The sequence below is a fragment of the Streptomyces sp. NPDC017890 genome, assembly GCF_044328675.1.
Lineage (GTDB): Bacteria > Actinomycetota > Actinomycetes > Streptomycetales > Streptomycetaceae > Streptomyces.
Genome location: NZ_JBIRHU010000029.1, coordinates 17,421 through 36,546 on the forward strand (window position 1 = coordinate 17,421; position 19,126 = coordinate 36,546).

Annotated in this window: 21 protein-coding genes; 8 read left to right on the top strand and 13 right to left on the bottom strand. The window is 72.3% G+C overall.

The genetic code is table 11. The annotated features are described in order from the left end of the window. Positions 1-49: 49 nt before the first annotated feature. Positions 50-859 (top strand): AraC family transcriptional regulator, encoded by an 810-nt coding sequence (locus ACH4F2_RS30605; RefSeq protein WP_398135996.1) that lies wholly within the window; start codon positions 50-52, stop codon positions 857-859. A gap of 96 nt (positions 860-955) precedes the next feature. Here the strand turns inward: ACH4F2_RS30605 and ACH4F2_RS30610 are convergent, their stop codons facing one another. Continuing rightward, entirely contained in the window at positions 956-1,459 is a 504-nt protein-coding gene (locus ACH4F2_RS30610; RefSeq protein WP_398135997.1) for a YbjN domain-containing protein, read from the bottom strand. Beyond that, positions 1,452-2,825 (bottom strand): D-inositol-3-phosphate glycosyltransferase, encoded by a 1,374-nt coding sequence (gene mshA, locus ACH4F2_RS30615; protein WP_398135998.1) that lies wholly within the window; start codon positions 2,823-2,825, stop codon positions 1,452-1,454. Before mshA ends, ACH4F2_RS30610 begins: the two co-directional genes overlap by 8 nt. A 333-nt stretch (positions 2,826-3,158) precedes the next feature. Here mshA and ACH4F2_RS30620 point away from each other — a divergent pair, with 333 nt between their 5' ends. From ACH4F2_RS30620 to ACH4F2_RS30630, 3 genes are all read left to right on the top strand, one after another. Then, positions 3,159-3,992: a class I SAM-dependent methyltransferase gene (locus tag ACH4F2_RS30620; protein ID WP_398135999.1), complete on the top strand. Its 834-nt coding sequence runs from the start codon at positions 3,159-3,161 to the stop codon at positions 3,990-3,992. Positions 3,993-4,271: 279 nt separating this feature from the next. Beyond that, a complete protein-coding gene (locus tag ACH4F2_RS30625; RefSeq protein ID WP_398136000.1) occupies positions 4,272-5,387 on the top strand; it encodes an NlpC/P60 family protein in 1,116 nt (371 codons plus the stop codon). Positions 5,388-5,658: 271 nt separating this feature from the next. Beyond that, on the top strand, positions 5,659-7,089 hold the full coding sequence (locus tag ACH4F2_RS30630; protein ID WP_398136001.1) for a PP2C family protein-serine/threonine phosphatase: 1,431 nt from the start codon (positions 5,659-5,661) through the stop codon (positions 7,087-7,089). 191 nt (positions 7,090-7,280) lie between these two features. On the opposite strand, the gene ACH4F2_RS30635 is transcribed toward ACH4F2_RS30630, so the two are convergent. The 4 genes from ACH4F2_RS30635 to ACH4F2_RS30650 all read right to left on the bottom strand — a co-directional run bounded on the left by ACH4F2_RS30635 (position 7,281) and on the right by ACH4F2_RS30650 (position 9,465). Next, positions 7,281-7,616 (bottom strand): DUF2516 family protein, encoded by a 336-nt coding sequence (locus tag ACH4F2_RS30635; protein WP_398136002.1) that lies wholly within the window; start codon positions 7,614-7,616, stop codon positions 7,281-7,283. 126 nt (positions 7,617-7,742) lie between these two features. Next, on the bottom strand, positions 7,743-8,354 hold the full coding sequence (locus tag ACH4F2_RS30640; RefSeq protein ID WP_398136003.1) for a hypothetical protein: 612 nt from the start codon (positions 8,352-8,354) through the stop codon (positions 7,743-7,745). An 80-nt stretch (positions 8,355-8,434) separates the two neighbouring features. Continuing rightward, a complete protein-coding gene (locus ACH4F2_RS30645; protein WP_398136004.1) occupies positions 8,435-8,953 on the bottom strand; it encodes a helix-turn-helix domain-containing protein in 519 nt (172 codons plus the stop codon). Between the two features lie 149 nt (positions 8,954-9,102). Continuing rightward, positions 9,103-9,465, bottom strand: a complete 363-nt coding sequence (locus ACH4F2_RS30650; RefSeq protein WP_398136005.1) for a winged helix-turn-helix transcriptional regulator — start codon at positions 9,463-9,465, stop codon at positions 9,103-9,105. Between the two features lie 121 nt (positions 9,466-9,586). Between ACH4F2_RS30650 and ACH4F2_RS30655 the strand changes: the two genes are divergently transcribed. Beyond that, positions 9,587-10,480 carry an NAD(P)-dependent oxidoreductase gene (locus ACH4F2_RS30655; protein ID WP_398136006.1) on the top strand — a complete coding sequence of 298 codons (894 nt, stop codon included), beginning with the start codon at positions 9,587-9,589 and terminating at the stop codon, positions 10,478-10,480. Between the two features lie 220 nt (positions 10,481-10,700). Here ACH4F2_RS30655 and ACH4F2_RS30660 read toward each other — a convergent pair whose 3' ends face one another. The 3 genes from ACH4F2_RS30660 to ACH4F2_RS30670 form a co-directional block, all read right to left on the bottom strand. Continuing rightward, positions 10,701-11,804 (bottom strand): phosphotransferase, encoded by a 1,104-nt coding sequence (locus ACH4F2_RS30660; RefSeq protein ID WP_398136007.1) that lies wholly within the window; start codon positions 11,802-11,804, stop codon positions 10,701-10,703. Positions 11,805-11,951: 147 nt separating this feature from the next. Then, the gene (locus tag ACH4F2_RS30665; RefSeq protein ID WP_398136008.1) at positions 11,952-12,728 is read right to left on the bottom strand and encodes an HAD family hydrolase; all 777 of its coding nucleotides are present in this window, start codon (positions 12,726-12,728) and stop codon (positions 11,952-11,954) included. Then, positions 12,728-13,603 (bottom strand): FadR/GntR family transcriptional regulator, encoded by an 876-nt coding sequence (locus tag ACH4F2_RS30670; RefSeq protein ID WP_398136009.1) that lies wholly within the window; start codon positions 13,601-13,603, stop codon positions 12,728-12,730. The genes ACH4F2_RS30665 and ACH4F2_RS30670 overlap by 1 nt, the downstream gene beginning before the upstream one ends. Positions 13,604-13,751: 148 nt before the next feature. Between ACH4F2_RS30670 and ACH4F2_RS30675 the strand changes: the two genes are divergently transcribed. After that, on the top strand, positions 13,752-13,940 hold the full coding sequence (locus ACH4F2_RS30675) for a hypothetical protein (RefSeq protein ID WP_398136010.1): 189 nt from the start codon (positions 13,752-13,754) through the stop codon (positions 13,938-13,940). Between the two features lie 11 nt (positions 13,941-13,951). Here ACH4F2_RS30675 and ACH4F2_RS30680 read toward each other — a convergent pair whose 3' ends face one another. Then, positions 13,952-14,863, bottom strand: a complete 912-nt coding sequence (locus ACH4F2_RS30680) for a FadR/GntR family transcriptional regulator (protein ID WP_398136011.1) — start codon at positions 14,861-14,863, stop codon at positions 13,952-13,954. Positions 14,864-15,016: 153 nt separating this feature from the next. On the opposite strand from ACH4F2_RS30680, the gene ACH4F2_RS30685 reads away from it, so the two are divergent. Continuing rightward, positions 15,017-15,202, top strand: coding sequence for a hypothetical protein (locus ACH4F2_RS30685; protein ID WP_003974784.1), 186 nt, complete (start codon positions 15,017-15,019; stop codon positions 15,200-15,202). 168 nt (positions 15,203-15,370) lie between these two features. On the opposite strand, the gene ACH4F2_RS30690 is transcribed toward ACH4F2_RS30685, so the two are convergent. The 3 genes from ACH4F2_RS30690 to ACH4F2_RS30700 all read right to left on the bottom strand — a co-directional run bounded on the left by ACH4F2_RS30690 (position 15,371) and on the right by ACH4F2_RS30700 (position 18,469). Next, the gene (locus tag ACH4F2_RS30690) at positions 15,371-16,627 is read right to left on the bottom strand and encodes a GNAT family N-acetyltransferase (protein ID WP_398136012.1); all 1,257 of its coding nucleotides are present in this window, start codon (positions 16,625-16,627) and stop codon (positions 15,371-15,373) included. Between the two features lie 106 nt (positions 16,628-16,733). Next, on the bottom strand, positions 16,734-17,759 hold the full coding sequence (locus tag ACH4F2_RS30695; protein ID WP_398136013.1) for an asparaginase: 1,026 nt from the start codon (positions 17,757-17,759) through the stop codon (positions 16,734-16,736). 89 nt (positions 17,760-17,848) lie between these two features. Continuing rightward, positions 17,849-18,469 (bottom strand): aerial mycelium formation protein, encoded by a 621-nt coding sequence (locus ACH4F2_RS30700; protein WP_398136014.1) that lies wholly within the window; start codon positions 18,467-18,469, stop codon positions 17,849-17,851. Between the two features lie 179 nt (positions 18,470-18,648). Between ACH4F2_RS30700 and dtd the strand changes: the two genes are divergently transcribed. Continuing rightward, positions 18,649-19,074, top strand: a complete 426-nt coding sequence (gene dtd / locus ACH4F2_RS30705; RefSeq protein ID WP_398136015.1) for a D-aminoacyl-tRNA deacylase — start codon at positions 18,649-18,651, stop codon at positions 19,072-19,074. The last annotated feature ends 52 nt before the right edge of the window (positions 19,075-19,126 follow it).

The window sequence follows — 19,126 nt, forward strand, 5'->3', positions numbered from 1 at the left end:
ACGGTGAGACTGCCGGTCGGCGTACGGTCTGGTCTTGTACGTTTTTTGCATGGCCGCCGACCGGGAAACGCGGAACGTGTCCGCGTGGCGCCCACGCGTCCCGGGCGTCGTCGAGGTCTTCCACGCCCACTACACCGAGTACGCCTACCCGATGCACGTGCACGAGGCGTGGACGCTGCTCATCGTCGACGACGGGGCCGTACGGTACGACCTGGACCGGCACGAGCACGGCACCCCGCACGACACGGTGTCGCTGCTGCCGCCGCACGTGCCGCACAACGGCTCCCCCGCCACCCCGGACGGCTTCCGCAAACGCGTCCTGTACCTGGACGCCACACGGCTGGGCGACGACCTGATCGGGCCGGCGGTCGACGCCCCCGACCTGCGCGACCCGGTGCTGCGGCGGCGTGTCGGGCAGCTGCACTCGGCGCTCGCCCGGCCCGGTGACGAGCTGGAGGCGGAGAGCCGGCTGACGCTGATCGGGGAGCGGCTCCACGCCCATCTGCTGCCCCGGGGCGGCACGGGTCCGGCACGCCGGGATCCCGTCCTCGCCCACCGGCTGCGGGAGCTGCTCGACGAGCGGGTCGTCCCGGGGATCGGCCTGGAGGAGGCGGCCGGGCTCGTGCCCGCCCATCCGGCCCACCTGGTACGGGCGTTCAGCGGCGCCTACGGGATCGCGCCGCACCAGTACCTGATGTCCCGCCGCGTCGACCGGGCCCGGCGGCTGCTGCTCGCGGGGCGCACCCCGGCCGGCGTGGCCGCCGCGACCGGCTTCTACGACCAGGCCCATCTGACCCGGCACTTCAAGAGACTGGTGGGCGTCACGCCCGGCCGCTACCGCACCAGCGGACAGCGCTGACCGGCACTGACCGGCACTGACCGCGTCGCGTCAGCCACCTGTCGGACGTCAGTCATGTCGGACGTCAGTCACGTCGGACGTCAGTCATGTCGGACGTCAGTCCTCCGCGCGCTCGATCAGGTGCCGGAACGCCTCCAGGTTCCGCGTCGACTCCCCGCGCGCGGTCCGCCACTCGTGCTCCTTGCGGATGGCGGACGCGAAACCCAGCTCCAGCAGGGTGTTGAAGGCGCCGTCGGCGGCCTCCAGGACCTGGCCGAGGAGGCGGTCGATCTCGTCGGGGGTGACGGCGGCGAGGGGCAGTTTGGCGGTGAGGTAGATGTCGCCGAGGCGGTCGACGGCGTAGCCGACGCCGTACAGCCTCAGGTTGCGCTCCAGCAGCCAGCGGTGGACCGCGGGTTCGTTCTCGTCGGGGTGGCGGATGACGAAGGCGTTGAGGGAGAGGGAGTGCCGGCCGAGGAGGAGGGAGACGGTCGTCGAGAGCTTGCGGGTGCCGGGGAGCTTGACGACGTAGTTGCCGGGCTCGGGGCTCTCCCACTCCAGCTCGGCGTCCTTGAGGGCCCCCTCGAGCACCTGTGCTGCCTTCTGTACTGCCTCAGCCATGGTGGGAGCGTACGCGACGGCGGTGGGACTGGACCGCGGCCGTGTAGGCGTCGGCCGTCGCGGCGGCGGCGCTGTCCCAGCCGAAGGCCTGGGCGTGCCGGGCGGCGGCGTCGCCCATCCGGTGCGTCAGCTCCGGGTTGTCGGCGAAATCGCGCAGCACGCGCGCGTACGCAGCGGGATCGTGGCCCTCGACGAGGCGGCCGGTGTGCCCGTCGCGCACGGCGACCGGGAGGCCGCCGACCGCGGCGGCGAGGACCGGCGTACCGGCCGCCTGGGCCTCTATGGCGACCAGGCCGAAGGACTCGCTGTAGGACGGCATCACCAGCACGGAGGCGGCCCGGAACCAGTCGGCGAGCTGCTCCTGCCCGACGGGCGGGCGGAACCGTACGACGTCGGCGATGCCGAGCCGCGCGGCGAGTTTCTGCAGGCCCTCCGGCTTGGCGAGGCCGCTGCCGCTGGGGCCGCCGACGACGGGGACGACGATGCGGGAGCGCAGGTCGGGGCGCTCGTCGAGCAGGGCGGCGACCGCGCGCAGGAGCACGTCGGGGGCCTTCAGGGGCTGGATGCGGCCGGCGAAGAGCGGGATCAGCGCGTCCTGCGGCAGGCCGAGGCGGGCGCGGGCGGCGGCCCGGGCGTTCCCGGTCTCCCCTGGGCCGGGTTCGGAGCCTTTGGGGAAGGGGCGGAACCGTTCGAGGTTCACGCCGGGGTGGACGACGGCGACCTTGGCCGGGTCGGCGGCGTAGTACCGGACCAGCTCGTCGGCCTCCTCGGCGGTGTTGGCGATCAGGCGGTCGGAGGCGGCGACGATCTGCGTCTCACCGATGACGCGGGCGGCCGGCTCGGGCGTGTCGCCGTCGGCCAGGTTGGCGTTCTTGACCTTGGCCATGGTGTGCATGGCGTGCACCAGGGGGGCGCCCCAGCGCTGGGCGGCGAGCCAGCCGACGTGGCCGGAGAGCCAGTAGTGGGAGTGGACCAGGTCGTAGTAGCCGGGGCGGTGCCCGGCCCAGGCCTGCATCACGCCGTGGGTGAAGGCGCACAGCTGGGCCGGCAGCTCCTCCTTGGCCAGTCCCTCGTAGGGGCCCGCGTCGACGTGGCGGACGAGGACGCCGGGCGCCAGCTCCACGGTGGGCGGGAGCGTGGCGGTGGTCGCGCGCGTGAAGATCTCGACCTCGATGTTGATCGCGGCGAGGCGCTGCGCGAGTTCGACGATGTAGACGTTCATGCCGCCGGCGTCGCCGGTGCCCGGCTGGTGCAGCGGTGAGGTGTGCACGGAGAGCATGGCGACGCGGCGGGGCCTGCGCAGCAGCCGGAGCCGAGGGGAGGCCGCCGGGGAGCGACGCCCGAGCCTGCTGACGTACTGGCTCACGAGCTGTTCCTCCTCGCTGCGGGCATGCCGTTCGGAGGACAAGCGCCGCCCTCCAAGAGGTGCGAACACCGGATGGCGGTGCTCCATTTCCGGTTTCCCGACCTTTGCCGAATCATTACCGCTCATCGTTCAACCGTTCGAGAGGGGGAGGCGTCCAGACAGGGAGGAAACCGTGGAGACGCGCCGAAGAGGACGGACCCGGCCGCATACCCTCGTACGCATGCCCTCCCGCGCCACCGTCCTCCCCCACGCCCGGCTCCGCTCGCGCGGGGGGCGTCCCATGGGCCGCGGGACCCCCACGAGCGGGACGGCCCCTACGAGCGGCGGGACCCCATGAGCGGGAGGACTCCCACGAGCGGGAGGACTCCCGTCGTGGGCACGGTCACGCGCGGGACGACGAATCCGAACCGGCTGCGTCGCATGGATCGCTGGATCGCGGCCACGCACGGCGCCGAGCTGCGCCGCGCCGCCGACCCCGTCGCCGTCGACCTCGGCTACGGCGCGGCCCCCTGGACCGCTGTCGAGCTGCTGCAGCGGCTGCGTACGGTCGCGCCGCACACGTGCGTGGTGGGCGTCGAAATCGACCCGGCGCGGGTGGCGGCGGCCGAGCCGTACGCGCGCGCGGGGCTCGTCTTCCGCCACGGCGGCTTCGAGATCCCCCTCTCACCCGGCTCCCGCCGCCCCGTCCTCGTCCGGGCGGCGAACGTGCTGCGCCAGTACGACGAGGAAGAGGTCGCCGCGGTCTGGCAGCGGCTGTGCGCGCGGCTCGCGCCGGCGTCGGAGCACTCCGCCGGCGGGCTCCTGGTCGAGGGGACCTGCGACGAGATCGGGCGTCGGCACGTGTGGGTGGCGCTCGGGCCCGAGGGTCCTCGCACGGTCACCTTCGCGACCCGGCTGGGTTCCCTGGACCGCCCCTCCGACCTGGCGGAACGGCTGCCGAAGGCGCTCATCCACCGCAATGTCCCCGGCGAGCCGGTGCACGCCTTCCTGCGCGACTTCGACCGCGCCTGGGCCGCCGCGGCACCCTACGCCTCCTACGGCGCCCGTCAGCGCTGGATGCGGGCGGTGCGGGACCTGACGGCCGACTGGCCGGTGACGGACGGGCCGGTGCGCTGGCGCCAGGGCGAAGTGACGCTGCGGTGGGAGGCGTTGGCGCCGCGCACGTGAAGCGGCGAGACGGCGAGACGGCGAGACGGCGAGACGGCGAGACGGCGAGACGGCGAGACGGCGAGACGGCGAGACGGCGAGACGGGCGGGAACGATCTCCGTGCGGCGTTCGTCACACAGCGGGGAACAGCGCAGGAATCGTCGTACGGCGCGACGGAAGGGGAGGGGGGCGGGAGAGAAGGGGAGGAAAGCGGGGCCTCTGTCGCTTTCCGCGCCGGCATGGCACGATCCCCCCGGGCGACCTAAGTTACTGACGGTTAATCAGTTTGGGGGCGATGTATGCGTACGGGGAAGCATGGCTTGATGACCGCTGCCGTGACCGTGGTCTGCGCGGTCACCGTGCTCGCGGCACCGGGCACGGCGTTCGCGGATCCCGGGCCCGCACCCTCGCCCGGCGCCTCCAGCGCCTCCCCCACCGCCTCCGCACCGGCCGCCGCCCCCGGCAGAGACCTGGAAGCCGTACGCAAGAAGCTCGACGAGCTCTACCGCACGGCTGCCTCCGCCACGGAGGAGTACAACGCCGCCGAGGAGAAGGCGCAGAAGCAGTCGGCCGAGATCGTGGACCTGGCCAAGAAGATCGTCAAGGGCCAGGAGAGGCTCGACGGGCTGAAGGACCGCGCGGGTGCGGCCGCCCGCTCCCAGTACCGCACCGGCGGCCTGCCCGACGAGGCCAGACTGATGCTGAGCGACGACCCCGCGGATTTCCTCGACGGCACCGACCGGGTGATCCAGGGCCAACGCGCGACCAAGGGCCTGCTCGGCGAGCTGACCCGCGCCCAGGAGGACCTGAAGGCCTACACGGCGGACGCCTCCGCTCAGTTCAGGAAGCTGGAGGCGAACCGCAAGGCCAAGGCCACCGCCCAGAAGAAGATCGAGAAGCAGATCGCGGCGGCCGAGAAGCTGGAGTCCGAGCTGGAGCAGGAGGAGAAGGAGCGCCTCGCCCGGCTGGAGCGCGAGGCCCAGGCCAAGGCCCAGACCGCCTGGCTCGGCTCCGGCATCCTCGAGGATCTCGACGCCGAGGCGACGGAGCGGGGCCGGAAGGCGGTCGAGTACGCCACCGCCCAGGTCGGAAAGCCGTACCAGTGGGGCGCCGAGGGCCCGAAGGCCTACGACTGCTCCGGTCTGACCTCACAGGCCTGGGTGTCGGCCGGGCAGGCGATACCGCGCACCTCGCAGCAGCAGTGGCAGCAGCTGAAGCGCGTCGACATCAAGGACATGCGGCCCGGTGATCTGATCATCTACTTCGACGACGCCAGCCACGTGGGCATGTACATCGGCGACGGCTCCGTCGTGCACGCCCCGCGCCCGGGACGCTCGATCACCATCGCGGGGGCGGGCACGATGCCGATCCTCGGGGTCGTACGCCCGGACACCGGGACGGCGCCCGCCGAGTGACGCGGGCCACGCGCCCGGTGCCGGGGACGTGAAGCGGGCCACGTGACCCAGTCCACGCCCGGCGCCCCGCCCCGCGTGACGTTCGTCATCCCCGGCCCCCGGCCGACGTGTCCAACTGCGTTACATAACGCGGCATATGACAGCGGCCGGTGGCCGCCCGACGTGTTCTGGACCATTCCGCAGCGGCGCCGTCACCCGCTATGGTCCCCGTCGGTGGGTCGAGGTCCCTCGCCCCGCCATGCCCTCGGGGGGAGGGAAGGAAATCAAGAAGATGCCCGTACCCGTACCGCGGCAGAGGGCGATCCCGGCCGTGGAGTGTGGTCAGGCGCCCGCCGCGTCCCCGGACAGCGGCCCTTCCAAGGAACAGGCCCCGCCCGGGACGACGCACCCGGCCGAAAACCCCACCGGCCGGCGAGAGCACCCCACGGAGAAGCGCGAGAAGACCACGAACGAGACCACGGACCAGCTCGGGAGCACCGCCCCCACCAATCTGACGCTGCTGCTGATCGAGGACGATCCCGGCGGCTCGCCGATCGTGCCCGACCTGCTCGACCAGACCGGCAAGCCGATCCGCGTCCGCACCGCCCGCAACCTCACCGAGGCCGAGCGGCTGCTGACCGACGACGTCCACTGCATCCTGCTGGACCTCGCCCTGTCGGCCCCCGCCCCGGCCCGCACGAGCACCGAGGCCAACGGCACCAGCGCCAGCACCGGTGACGGGAGCGGAGACGACGAGCTGGCGGTGCTCAGGCACGTGCTGGAGCTCGCGCCCCGGCACGCCGTGCTCGCCCTGACCTCCTCGAGCGACGCCGAGCGCGGCGCGGAGGCCGTGGCGGTCGGCGCCCAGGACTACCTGTTCCGCGACGAGCTCGACGGCCGGCTGCTGAGCCGGGCGATCCGCTACGCCGTCGAGCGCAAGCGGTCCGACTCGGCGGAGCGGCGCCTGGCCGAGGGCCGGCTGCGGGCACAGGAGAACGCGCGTCTGGAGCGCGGCCTGCTGCCCACCCCGCTGCTGGAGGGCTCCTCGCTGCGCTTCGCCGCCCGCTACCGCCCCGGCCGCTCGCGTGCCCTGCTCGGCGGCGACTTCTACGACGTCGTCCGCACCCCGGACGGCACCGTGCACGCCATGATCGGCGACGTCTGCGGGCACGGCCCGGACGAGGCGGCGCTCGGTGTGGAGCTGCGGATCGCCTGGCGCGCGCTGACCCTGGCGGGGCTCTGCGGCGACGAGCTGCTCGGCACGCTCCAGCAGGTGCTGGAGCACGAGCGCGCCCACGACGAGATCTTCGCGACCCTGTGCGCCGTGGACATATCCCCGGACGGCCGCCGCGCCGGCCTGTGCCTGGCCGGGCACCCGTCGCCCCTGGTCTCGGGCCCGGGCACACCCGCACGGCTGCTGCCCTACGACAACAACGGCCCGGCGCTCGGGCTGCTGCCGGGCGCCCGCTGGCCGCGCATGCAGGTGGAGCTGGGCGCCGAGTGGAGCCTGATGCTCTACACCGACGGCCTGATCGAGGGTCACGTCGGCGAGGGCCGGGAGCGGCTCGGCCAGGACGGCATGGTGGAGATGGTCCGCCGCCAGCTCTCCGAGGGTCTGCGGGGCGAGCAGTTGCTGCGGGCGACCGTCAACGAGGTCCGCGAGCTCAACGGCGGTGAACTGGCGGACGACGTGGCCGTGGTGCTGCTCGACCGGACGGCCTGAGCGGCCGCCCACCCCGGGCGGCCCGTACGGCGACGATGACATGACCGCCGTACGGATCACCGTCGTACGCCGACCACGGGTCCGCTTCGGGCGACCACCGGTCCGCTCTCGACGGCCACCGGCCCGCTCCGTACGGCCGCGCCCACACGGCGGGGTCGCATGATGTCAGCGCCCCGCCCCGGGGTCGCGCCTCAGCGTCCGCCGTTGTACGGGCCGTAGGGGCCGTCGCTGCTGGAGCCGCGGCGGGTGCTGCGTCCGCCGCCCGGCAGGCCGCGCAGCGCGGGCCGCACATCGACCATGTACACGATCGTCGCGATGAGCCCGATGATCGGCAGGAACGACAGGACGTTGAAGATCAGGTTCACCACGAAGGCGAGCCCGAGGATGATCAGCCAGAACGGCTTGGTCTTCTTGTCGGCCGCGCGGTAGGCGTCCTCACGGCGCACGGCTGCGTCGGCCAACGCGAAGCCGCTGAAAAGGATCAGGGCGATGCTCAGCAGCCACATGAAGCCTGCGAACCCCTGCATCAGCACAACGTCCACCACCAGACTCGGATCGTCTCTACGCGGTCACCGTACCCGGAGAACGGGCCGGGCACCCCAAGGGTGCCCGGCCCGGGCCGTGCTCACCGTGTCCATCGCCGGGCGGGCCGGTTACTTGGCGGGCGGCGTCGTCTTCTTCGCGGTGCCGTTCGTGCTCTTCCTGGCCGGAGCCTTGCGCGGGGCCGGAGCCTTCTTCGCCGCGGCGGACTTGTCCTCCGTGACCCCGGCCGGCTCTGACTTGGCGGGCTTGGCCGGCTCGACGGCCACGGCGATCTCCTCCACCTCCTCGGCGAGGTCCTCGATGCTCTCGGCGGCCTCGCCGCGCCAGGTGCGCACCGCCTGCTCGCCGCGCTCGGCGACCTTCTCGTAGGTCTCCCGGGCCTTGACGGCGTACTCGGCGGCGACGCCGACCGAGCGCAGCGCGAGGTCCTGCGCGGTCTCGCCGAGCTTCTTGAAGTCGGCGTCGAGGGAGCCGAAGAGCTCGTTGGCCTTGGCCTGGAGGGTCCCCTGCGTCTCCTTGACGCGGGCCGTCGCCTTCTCCTGGACGGCCTTCGGGTCGGTGTTGCGCACGGCCTCGATACGGGACGGTGCCTCGGCGCGCAGCTGCTCCACCAGCACCGGCACCTTCTTGGCCTGCTGGAAGGCCAGGTCGGCGGTGCCCGCGGCGAAGTAGAGCGGGGTGGGGTCGCTGAGGGTCTTGCGCAGGTCGTCGGTGATGGCCATGGTGATGGTCCTCCGGAAATACGTTGGGCTGAGGGTTTGTGGTGGTCCCGCGTCCCGGCCGGCCGGTTGCTCGCGCCGGCTCATCCGGCCGTCTGCTGCGGTCCGGCGTCACTGCCGCCGGTCGTACGGGGGCGGTGCCCGGGTATGGAGGCACCGCCGTCGAGAACGTCGTCCGCCGGTCTGTCCTGGGCGGCCGCCACGTCCGTGCCGTGGACGGACCCGCCCGCCGCCGCGTCGTCCGTGTCGGTCCCGAACCCGTTCTCCTTGCGGAAGGACTCGTAGATCTGGAGCAGCACCTGCTTCTGCCGCTCGTTCAGCGAGGGATCGGCGAGGACGACCGCACGCGTCTCCACATCGTCCCGGTCCCGCTCGGCGTCGAGGATCCCGGCGCGCACGTACAGCGTCTCGGCGGAGATCCGCAGCGCCTTGGCGACCTGCTGGAGCACCTCCGCGCTCGGCTTGCGCAGCCCGCGCTCGATCTGGCTCAGGTACGGGTTGGACACGCCCGCGGCGTCGGCGAGCTGCCGCAGTGACAGCTGCGCGTTGCGCCGCTGCTCGCGCAGGTACTCACCGAGATTGCCGACGTTGAGCGAGGCCATGCCTCCACGATGCACCACGCCGCTAACTATTGCAAGCATGCGCTTGCAATAGTGCGCCTCCGCGGGGCGCGGGGCCCGCCCCTACCCACTTTTTTGTGCGTACTTGGCAGCGCGCCGCCCTCGGCCGAAGCTGAAGGGGCAGCTGAACGTCAGGAGGCCGCGCGGGCACCGGTCTCCGGCCCGGCGGCGAGCCTGTCCAGGCGCCGGTGCCCCCAGTCGGAGAGAGGAGCAAGGGCCCCGGCGAGATCGCGGCCGAACGCGGTCAGGGAGTACTCGGTCCTCAGCGGAAGCACGTCGTACACCCGCCGGTCCACCAGTCCGTCCGCCTCCATCTCGCGCAGCGCCTGGGTCAGCACCTTCTCGGTGAGGCCGGGCACCCGCCGGCGCAGTTCGGCGGGCCGGTGCGGGCCGGACTCCAGCTGCCACAGCAGCGTTGTCTTCCACTTGCCCTCGATCACCGCGATCGCGGCGGTCACTCCGCAGACGTTCGGGTCATGGCGCCTGCGCGTCATGCCGCACCCCCTTCACCGGCCTTCACCGGCCTTCACCGGCCTTCACCGGCCTTCACCGGCCTTCACCGGCCTTCATCAGCGATTGCTCGACAATTACTCAGTACGTTACGGGAGTTGAAGCATGTCCGTGCACACCGACCAGTCCCCCGCCGCCGTCACCGTTCTCGGGCTCGGTCCGATGGGCCGGGCGCTGGCCGCCGCGTTCCTGGACGCCGGCCTGCGCACCACCGTCTGGAACCGCACCCCGGGCCGGGACGGCGACCTCGTCGCCCGGGGCGCGGTCGCGGCGTCGTCGGCCGCGGAGGCGGTCGCCGCCTCCCCTCTGACGGTCGTCTGCGTCGTCAACTACGACGCCTCGGACGCCGTACTGCGCCAGGAGGACGTCACCACCGCCCTCAAGGGCCACACCCTCGTCAACCTGAGCGCCGACACCCCCGACCGCGCCCGGGACACCGCCGAGTGGGCCGGCCGGCACGGCATCCGCTACCTGGACGGCGCGATCATGACCCCGGCCCCGACCATCGGCACGCCCGACGCGGTGTTCCTGCACAGCGGCCCCGAGGAGCTGTACCGGGAGCACCGTCCCGTGCTGGCGGCGCTCGGCGGCACCCACACCCACCTGGGTGAGGACACCGGGCGGGCCGCGGCGTACGACGTCGCGCTGCTCGACATCTTCTGGACGGCGACGGCGGGCTACACGCACGCCCTCGCGGTGGCCCGGGCAGAGGGCATCACCGGCGCGGAACTCGCCCCGTTCGCCCAGGGCATCGCCGCGATCCTGCCGTCGCACTTCACCGAGCTCGCGGCCGACACCGACGCGGGCACGTACTCGGGCGAGGTGAACCCGATCACGTCGGCCGCCTCGACCATGGCGCACGTCGTGCACGCCTCCGAGGCGCACGGCATCGACGCGAGCGTGATGCGCGTGATCGAGGGCCAGGCCCGGCGGGTCATCGCGCTCGGGCACGGCACGGACGGCTTCACCCGCGTCGCCGAGGTGATCGGCCGGAGCTGACCGGCGGGAGGTGGCACGGCCGGACGCGTCGCCGGCTCACCGTTCGCCGCGCGGCGAACGGGAAGGCCCGACGGGCGTGTCCGGCAGCGACCGGACGGTCCGCTGCTCCTCGCGCTCACGCAGGCCGGGCTCGCTCCTGGTCCGAGCCTGCGCACCGGCCGCACACCGGCCGTGCGGAGGGCCACCGGCACGGGACCGGCCCGCCGGACGCCCCTGGACGCTAGCGCCTCGCGCGTCCGGATCTCCCGGCGGCGGGGCCGGCGTACGCACGGTGCCGGTGGACCAGCGCAGTCATGATCTCCCGGCGGCCCGGCACGTACTCCAGGCCGAGCGGGCCGGCGGCGGCGGTCAGGACGTCCTGCAGTTTCCCGGCCACCCGTGGAAGAGCCGCCCAGCGGAACCCCGTCTCGTCGTGCAGGGACATCGCCGCGCGGACGGTGTCCGTGTAGACGGACTGCGCCCTCTTGAAATCGGTGAGCAACCGCAGGTCGCGCTTCCAGCCGCGGGAACTGCCCGGACGGATGGCCTCCACCGCCTCGCACCATTCCCGGATCATGCGGTACTCCTGATCGACCGGGTACCGCATCAGGTAGAGATGGGTGGCCAGGTCGTAGAGCGGGTCCCCGACCATCGCCAGCTCCCAGTCGATGGTCCAGAGCCCTCCTCGCGGGTCGAGGATGAAGTTCTCGCGGTGCAGGTCCGCGTGGAGCAGGCAGAAGGGCCGGCCAGTGAGCCCGGCCACGCTCTTCTCCAGCCGGACGAGCGACTCCTCCCGCACACCCAGCGCCTCGTAGAGCCCACCGAACTCGGCCCGGTTGGCCGCGTAGACCTGCTCCTCGATGAACACGACGAGGCGTTTGAGGAAGCCGCCGGTGTCTCCGTCCTCCGGGGCGTCCCGCGGCGAGCAGCGCCGTTCCACGTCCAGCGTCCCGGCCGTGATCGGCACCGTCTGCCGGAACACGGCGACGATCTGCTCGAACACCGCGTCGGGCACCCGCCGGCCCCACCACCAGCGGTGCGCGCCGAGGGTCCGGCCCTCGATGAACGTCTGCAGGCCCATGCCCTCGATGTCGATGACGTCGGGCACCCGGTCGATACGCCCCTTCAGGCCCCGGAGCAGTTCCTCCTCCGAACGGAAGCACCTGCGGTCGAACCACAGGCTCGTGGAGCGCGGCTCACGCAGTTTGACGGGCCCCGGCCCACCCGGCGGCCACAGCACGTAGGTCTCGTGGTGGTATCCCTGGAGAGGCCCCTTGACCAGGGACGGACCACCGCTCATCGCTTCGGCTCGCTGCCTGACGGGCGAGGCCGGTCGGGGCGTCATGCTGTGCGTTCTGCCCATCCGGGTCGTGCCAATGGGTAAGGGGGATGCACGTTACTCCACCACGCTCGAGCACGCGTCGAGAACCCGGCCCCCGGACGTCCGCGTCGCCTCCCCGGGCGAATCGGCGTACGTCCGTACGGTTGTGTCCTACCTGCCGCTCCCACCGCTTCGCAGCAGGCGCAGCAGCGGCTCGAAGGAGTCGACGACGGTGTCGGCGCCGGCGTCCCGCAGGAGCTTCGCCTTGCGTTCGTCGCGCGCGTAGCCGAGGAAGGGGACGTGGGCGCGCCGGGCGGCCTGGCAGTCGGAGGGGGTGTCGCCGATGAACAGCGAGGCGGACGGAGCCGCCCCCATGGCGCTGAGGGCGCGGACGAGCGTGTGCGGGTGGGGTTTCAGCAACCGGAGTTCGCGGGTGCGGCCGTAGACGTGCGGGGAGAAGCAGGGCAGCAGGCCGCGGCCGGTGAGGTAGGCGCGCACGACGCGGGGGGAGTTGTTCGTGGCGACGGCCAGGCGCACCCCCACGGCCGTCCAGGTCCGGATCAGCGGGTCGGCGTACGCGGTCGGCATGGCGGAGGCGGCGGCCCGCAGTTCCTCCTGGGTGAGACGGTCCTCCAGCCCTTCGACCAGGTCGCTGCGGGGGCGCTCGCGGTCGACGGCGCGCAGCACCGCGTGGGGATCCGGGGACTCCCGCTCCGCTTCCGTCAGCAGCCCGCGCAGTCCGCGCCGCTCCAGCCAGCCGACGAGGTCGGCCGCCACCCGTTCCGCCCTGTGCCCGGCGAACAGGCGGCAGATCGGCCCGTCGAAGTCCCAGAGCACGAAACGGGCGTCGTCGAGCAGCCGCGCCAGCCCTTCCGTGTCCGCCGTCCCCGTGTCCGCGTTCTCCGTGTCCGCCGCCACCGGCCCGGTCCGCGTCGCATCAGAAGTCACTAGGAGAGTGTCATGTCCGTGGTGATGGTTTCCCAGAGGGCGTCGAACCACTTCTGCGATTCCTCCACGAACACCGCGTCCCGGTGACCCGCCCGCTTCAGGAAGGAGAAGAGCAGGGACTGGGAACCGAGGGCGTCGTACATCTGCAGTGTCCGGCTCTCGTACTCCTCCTCGCGCCGGGTGAGCATGTAGTAGCCGAGGAGGGCCTCCTCGCCGCCCAGCAGGTAGAGCTTCATCGGCGGGGTGAAGGGCAGCGCGCGGAAGGTGACGTTCACGTCGATGCGGTGGGTGGACCGTACGGCGTGCAGGTTGTGCTGGAGCACCCGGGCCTGGGCGTTGCGCATCTGTAGCCAGCGCTGGTGGACGGGGTCGTCCTCCTCGTCCTCGACCAGGACGGGGAAGGCCAGTTCGATGTGCCGGGACGGCATCAGGACGCGGAAGTCGATGGACTCCGGGCGGATGCGGCCCTCGTGGATGAGGCGGAGCGGCTCGCTGAGCGCCAGCATCAGCGTCTCCGAGGTGTGGCACACGACGTCGACCCGCACCTTCGCTACCGAGAACGCCTCCGCCAGCCGCGGCCCGAGCGCCACCATCGTCGGCTGCGGCTCGCCCCAGGGTGTGGCGGGCTCGGCGATGCGGGGCGGGCTGCCCTTGCTGACGTTGGTGAGCAGCCCGTCCTCCTGGAGCGCCCGCAGGGCCTGGCGGACGGCGCCGCGCTCCACCTTGAACTCCTCGGCCAGTTCGGCCTGGGTGGGCAGGCGGTCGCCCGCCTTGAGGTCTCCCCCGCGGATCCGCTCCCGCAGGATGTCGGCGATCTCCTGGGACGAGAGCCTTCTGCCGCCGTTCACGGACACGTTCTCCTGAGTCACGACCAAACGCTACAACTTCGACCTACCTACGTGGAGTTGTTTGAAACTTGTTTATAAGTAGCTGCCAAGTGGGGACAACATACTCAGAGTTGGTTACCAACTTGGTCTAGTTGGCGGAAGTTCACCTTCCCAGACTTCCGATGGGGGAAAGACCATGCCCGTCCTCGCCTTCGTCTCCGCCGTCCTCGTCGTCACCCTCGAGCAGATGGTCCAGTGGAGGTACGGCGCCACCGGCCTCGTCGGCCTGCTCCTGCTCACCGTGGGCATCAAGGCCAAGAGCCCGTCCGTCAGCTCCGCCGGAGCGGTGGTGCTGGCGCTCCTGGTCGCGGGCCCCGCGCTGTGACCGGGAGGTGATCAGGCGGTGAGCAGCAGCTCCGAGCTGATCGTCTCCCACAGCGCGTCGAACCACAGCCGCGACTGCTTCACGAACACCTCGTCGCGCACGCCACCGCCCTGCCCGAAGGCGAACAGCGTCGAGCGGATGCCCTCCGCGTCGTACATCTGAGTCGGCTCGTGATCGATCTCCTGCTCGCGCCGGCTGAGGGTGTAGTACGCGAAGAGGGCCTCCGTGCCGTTGAGCACGTACAGCTTCACGGGCGGTGTGAAGGGCAGCGCACGGAAGGAGACGCGCACGTCGATGCCGTGCGTGGCCCGCAGGCCGAGCAGGTTGTGCCGGAGCACCTGGCCCTGGGCGTTGCGCATGGCCAGCCACCGTTCGTGCACGGGGTCGCCGACCCCGCCGCCGGCCACCGCCACCGGGAAGGCCAGGCCGATGTTCCGGCTCGGCAGCAGGACACGGACGTCGATCTTGGCCGGTTTCCGTAGCCCCGCGTGGATCTGACGCAGCGATTCACCGAAGGCGAGGGTGAGGGAGACCGACGTCAGGCACAGGGCGTCGATCTCGACGTGCGGGGCGTTGAAGGCCTCCGCGATCCGGGGCGCCAGGGCGGCCATGGTGGGCATCGGCGGCGCTCCGGGCCCGGTCAGGGCGCTGTGGGGGTCGGGTGCGACGGTCGCGGGACTCCCCTTGGACACATTGGCGAGCAGACGTTCCGACTGCAGGGTGCGCAGGGCCTGACGGACGGCGCCGCGTTCCACACCGAACTCGTCGGCCAACTGGGCCTGCGTGGGCATGCGCTGGCCCGGCTGCAGCCGGCCGGTCCTGATCCGGGCGCGCAGCTCGTCGGCCACCTCGCGGTGTGTCCGCTGTGGCCGCTGCGGTCTCTTCCGCCCGTTGACGGGGGCGTGTTCCTGCTCCACAACCAAACACTACAACTTCTCGCCATCTTCGGGCAGTTCAGAGGAAGGTGGTTATGAGACGCTCCCAAGCGGAGATAAGTACAGTGAAGTTGGCAGCCAACTCGAGCAACGTGGTCGGACCTCTTGGGGGTTGGCCACCACGGTGACAGGGGGACCACCATGCCGCTCATCGCCATCGTCGTCGCCGCTCTGGCCATCGGGTTCGAGCAGCTCGTGCAATGGAAGTACGGGCCGATGGGAATCATCGCCTTCGTCGCGCTGTCCATCGGCATCAAGGCGAAGAACACCATGATCGGCGGTGTGGGCGCGGTGATCCTCGTGATGCTGCTCGCCCAGTCCGGCTGAACCGACGTACTGCTGTCCGGGCCCCCTTCCGGAGGGGAGCCGGGAGCCCGGCCAGTCAGTCAGCACCACCGCACAACAACCACAACCACAACTGAATGCACCGTCACAGCCGAAGAAGACGCGCTACGGATGCGCACACCCGCCCGTCACCGGCAGAAGGGAGCCACCTCAGAACATGTCCGGGCACCAAGGCCGCCTGGACGTACGCAGCAGGGCGTCGGCCACACGGGCGGCGCCCGCTCGTTCTTCCCGGACCCGGCCGAGCGCGGCCAGCCGCACCGCCGACGCGTCGCCCAGCCACAGCGCCGCCAGCTCGGCCACGTCGAGCACGAGGCCGGCGCTCTCGGTGGTCGGCGTACAGGACGCCCCGTCCGCTCCCGCCTCCAGCCGCCATCGCCCGCCGGTGAGCCCTCCCCGGTCCACGACCTCCAGCACGAGCGACCCCTGCCCCTCGTACGTCCGCGCCTCCAGCGCCCGTACGACGTCCAGGATCCGCACCCACAGCCAGTCCGCCTGCGTGGTGATCCTGGCCGCACGCGGGTCCGGCAGGAGGTGCGGGAGCAGGTCGTCGGGGGACCGCCAGCCGCTCTTCACCGTCGTGATCCAGTCGATCGAGCACAGGTAGTGCCACAGGGCGCGCTCGGCTGCCGGGGTCACCGCCAGCAGCCAGTCGACGGTCGCCGTGTTCAGGGGCTGCTTGGCGTCGCCCCAGTGGTCGTCGGCCCGGTAGGAGACCATGCCCTCGACCTCGCCGCCCGCCGATCGGTACACGGCGAAGAAGGGCTCGGTCCACGGGGTGTCGTTCACGCTCAGGACCCCGGTGCGGGTCTGCCACCACAGCTCGGCCCGGCTGACCGCGCCCGGCTGGGCCCGGCGCAGCCGCTCGTGCAGTTCGGGGCCGAGCTTGCGGACGTCCTCGCCGTCCACGAGGTCGATCCGGCCACCGTCCTCCGGTGCCGCCCAGCGCCGGTCGAGACCGGCGCGGGGCACGTCGACCGTCCACTCCGTCATGGTGGTGGCGGGGCCGAAGCCGTACCGGCCGTAGATCGGGTACTCGGCCGCGATCAGCGTCGCGACGACGTCCCCGCGGTCCCTCGCCGCCGCGAGGTCCCGCTCCATCATGCGGGTGAGCAGGCCGCGGCGGCGGTGGGTCGCGGTGACGGTGACGTTGGAGATCGCGTCGGCGGGCACCTGGGCGCCGCCCACGGCCGTGATCTCCTGTGCGAAGGACCGGTAGGTCGCCACGCACCGCTCACCGTCGAAGGCGCCGAGCGACCGGCCGGGGACGAAGAGGTGGCGGCGGGCTTCCAACTGCTCCGCGGCGAGGGCGGGCGGCATCAGGAACCCGGTGTTCAGCGCACGCTGCCAGTCGGGGAACTCGGCCTCGGTGATGGGACGTACGTCGATGTCGGTGCGGCGGGTCATGCGCCCACGGTAGGTCGACGACCGGGCCGGCGTCGCGCGGATTTGCCCCCGCCGACGCCGTGAGGGCTGCCCGCCCCGGCGTGAGGGGACCTGCCCGCTCCGCCCCTCAGAAGGCCGCCCGGATCTCCCCCACCTCGTGCCCGCCGCCGAGCAGGGGCGTACGGCCGATGCGGTCGACCACGGGCCCCTCCACGCCCGTCAGCGTCAGCGCGCGGGCCAGGACCGGGCCGAGGGCCCGCGTCGCGCCGTCCTCGACCTTGAAGGCCAGGGCGCGGCCGTCGGGCAGGGCCACCGCCTGCACGGCCTCCGCGCCCATCTTGGAGAGCGTGCCGGGCACCTCGCGCATCAGCCAGGTGTCGGCGCGCCGGTGGCCCGCGACGTACTCGGGGTGGGCGCGCATCGCGTCGGCGACGCGGCGCTCCGCCGTGCCGGGCTCGGCGCGGACGAAGGAGCGGAAGGCGCGGGCCAGCCCGACCAGGCTGATCGCCATCAGGGGCGCCCCGCATCCGTCCGTGCCGACGGCGGCGACCGGCTCGCCCGCCGCGTCCTCCACAACCCTGTGGATGATCCGCTGGAGCGGATGAACGGGGTCGAGGTAGGTCTCCGAGGGCCAGCCCCGCTGGGCGCAGACCGCCAGCATCGCGGTGTGCTTGCCGGAGCAGTTCATGGTGATCCGGTCGGGTGCCGCGCCCGACGCCAGGTAGGTGTCCCGCTCCTGAGGGTCCAGCGGCAGGTCGGGCGGGCACTGGAGCGCGGCCGGGTCCAGGCCGTACTCGTCCAGCATCTTGCGGACCAGGTCGCGGTGGAAGGGCTCCCCGGAGTGGCTCGCGGCGGCCAGCGCCAGCCGCTCCCCCGCGAGGTCGAGGCCGGCCCGCAGGACGCCCGCCGCCTGCATCGGCTTGTTGGCGGAGCGCGGGAAGACCGGCGCCGTCACCTCGCCCAGCGCCAGCTCCACGGCCCCGTCGGCACCCAGCACGACCAGACTGCCCCGGTGCCGCCCCTCGACGAACCCGGACCGGACGACCTCGGCGAGGACGGGCGGTACCACGGCCGGGAGAGCGGACGTGGGCGCGGGCTGGAACGGCTGGGACGGCTGGGTCTGGGACGGCTGTGACGGTTGCGGCGCGGACATCGGCGGTGGCCTTCCGAACGGGTGACCCGCCGCGGCGACGGCCCGGGATCGCCGGGCTCCGGAGGGCGGCCCGGAGGCCGCCCCACGCGTCACACGAGCAGGTCGTCGACTTGTGCTTCCCCCTCACGGTACCGGCGTGCGATCTCCGCGCTGCAGTCGTCTGCCGTGCCCTGCAGCCGCTGCCGTCGCCGGGACACCTGCTGCTCATAGCGTACGAGCCGGCCTGTCCCGGCGGTCAGTTCGGCGTCGGTGCGGGCCGTCAGGTCGGACAGCTCCACCTCGCCGAGCATCTCCGCGGCCAGCCGCCGGCACTCCTCGCTGCGTGGAGTGCCGAGCGTCACATGACGGGCGGAGGAACGCTGCCGGGCCGGTGCGTCGGTCAGGATCTCCGACAGCCGCTCGACGACGGGCCCCTTCGCCGCGGTGGTCACCACGGATGCCGGCCGGCGCCGCGCCAGCTCCGCCCGCAGGATGTCGATACGCCCCTGCAGCAGCCGCCGTACGTAGCTCAGGTCGGCCTCCTCGCGCTGCGCGTCCCGCCGCAGGGTGCGCAGCTCCGGCAGGCTCAGCGTGGTCAGGTCGCGCCCTGGAGGATCCGCGGGCAGCTCCGGGCTGTCCGTGCGCTGCACGGGTGGCCGGGGCGCCTCCAGGCCACCCGGATATGTCAACGCGACAGTCCCAAGCGGCTGCCCCGTACTCGGTGTTCTCATGTGCATCAACCGTCCCCTCGACCGGCGTCTGGGAGCATCGTGCCACCCCAAGTGGCCGCTATGTGACCGAGTGCCCATGATCGGCCCCGATCAGCCCCAGATGGGGGGTTAGGGAGCGAAAAGAAACCCCGTACGGGCCCCTGTGCCGACCCCCTGGAGGCGCACGGCATCATGACGGGATGCGTGCAGTGGTGCAGAGGGTGGACGGCGCGAGCGTCGTCGTGGACGGCGAGACCGTGGGATCGATCGACGGCGAGGGCCTGTGCGTCCTGGTCGGCGTCACCCATGACGACACCGAGGAGAAGGCGGCGCAGCTGGCCCGCAAGCTGTGGTCGGTGCGGGTGCTGCACGACGAGAAGTCGTGCAGCGACGTCGACGCCCCGCTCCTGGTGATCAGCCAGTTCACCCTTTACGGCGACGCCCGCAAGGGCCGTCGGCCCACCTGGAACGCCGCCGCGCCCGGCGAGGTGGCCGAGCCGCTCGTCGACGAGGTCGTCGCCCGGCTGCGCTCGCTGGGCGCGACCGTGGCGACGGGTCGTTTCGGCGCCCACATGCGGGTGTCACTGACGAACGACGGCCCGTTCACGGTGCTCGTCGAGGTCTGAGCCCTGAGCCCCGGGGGATCCCGGGCGCTCAGATTCCCATGGCCCTCAGGGC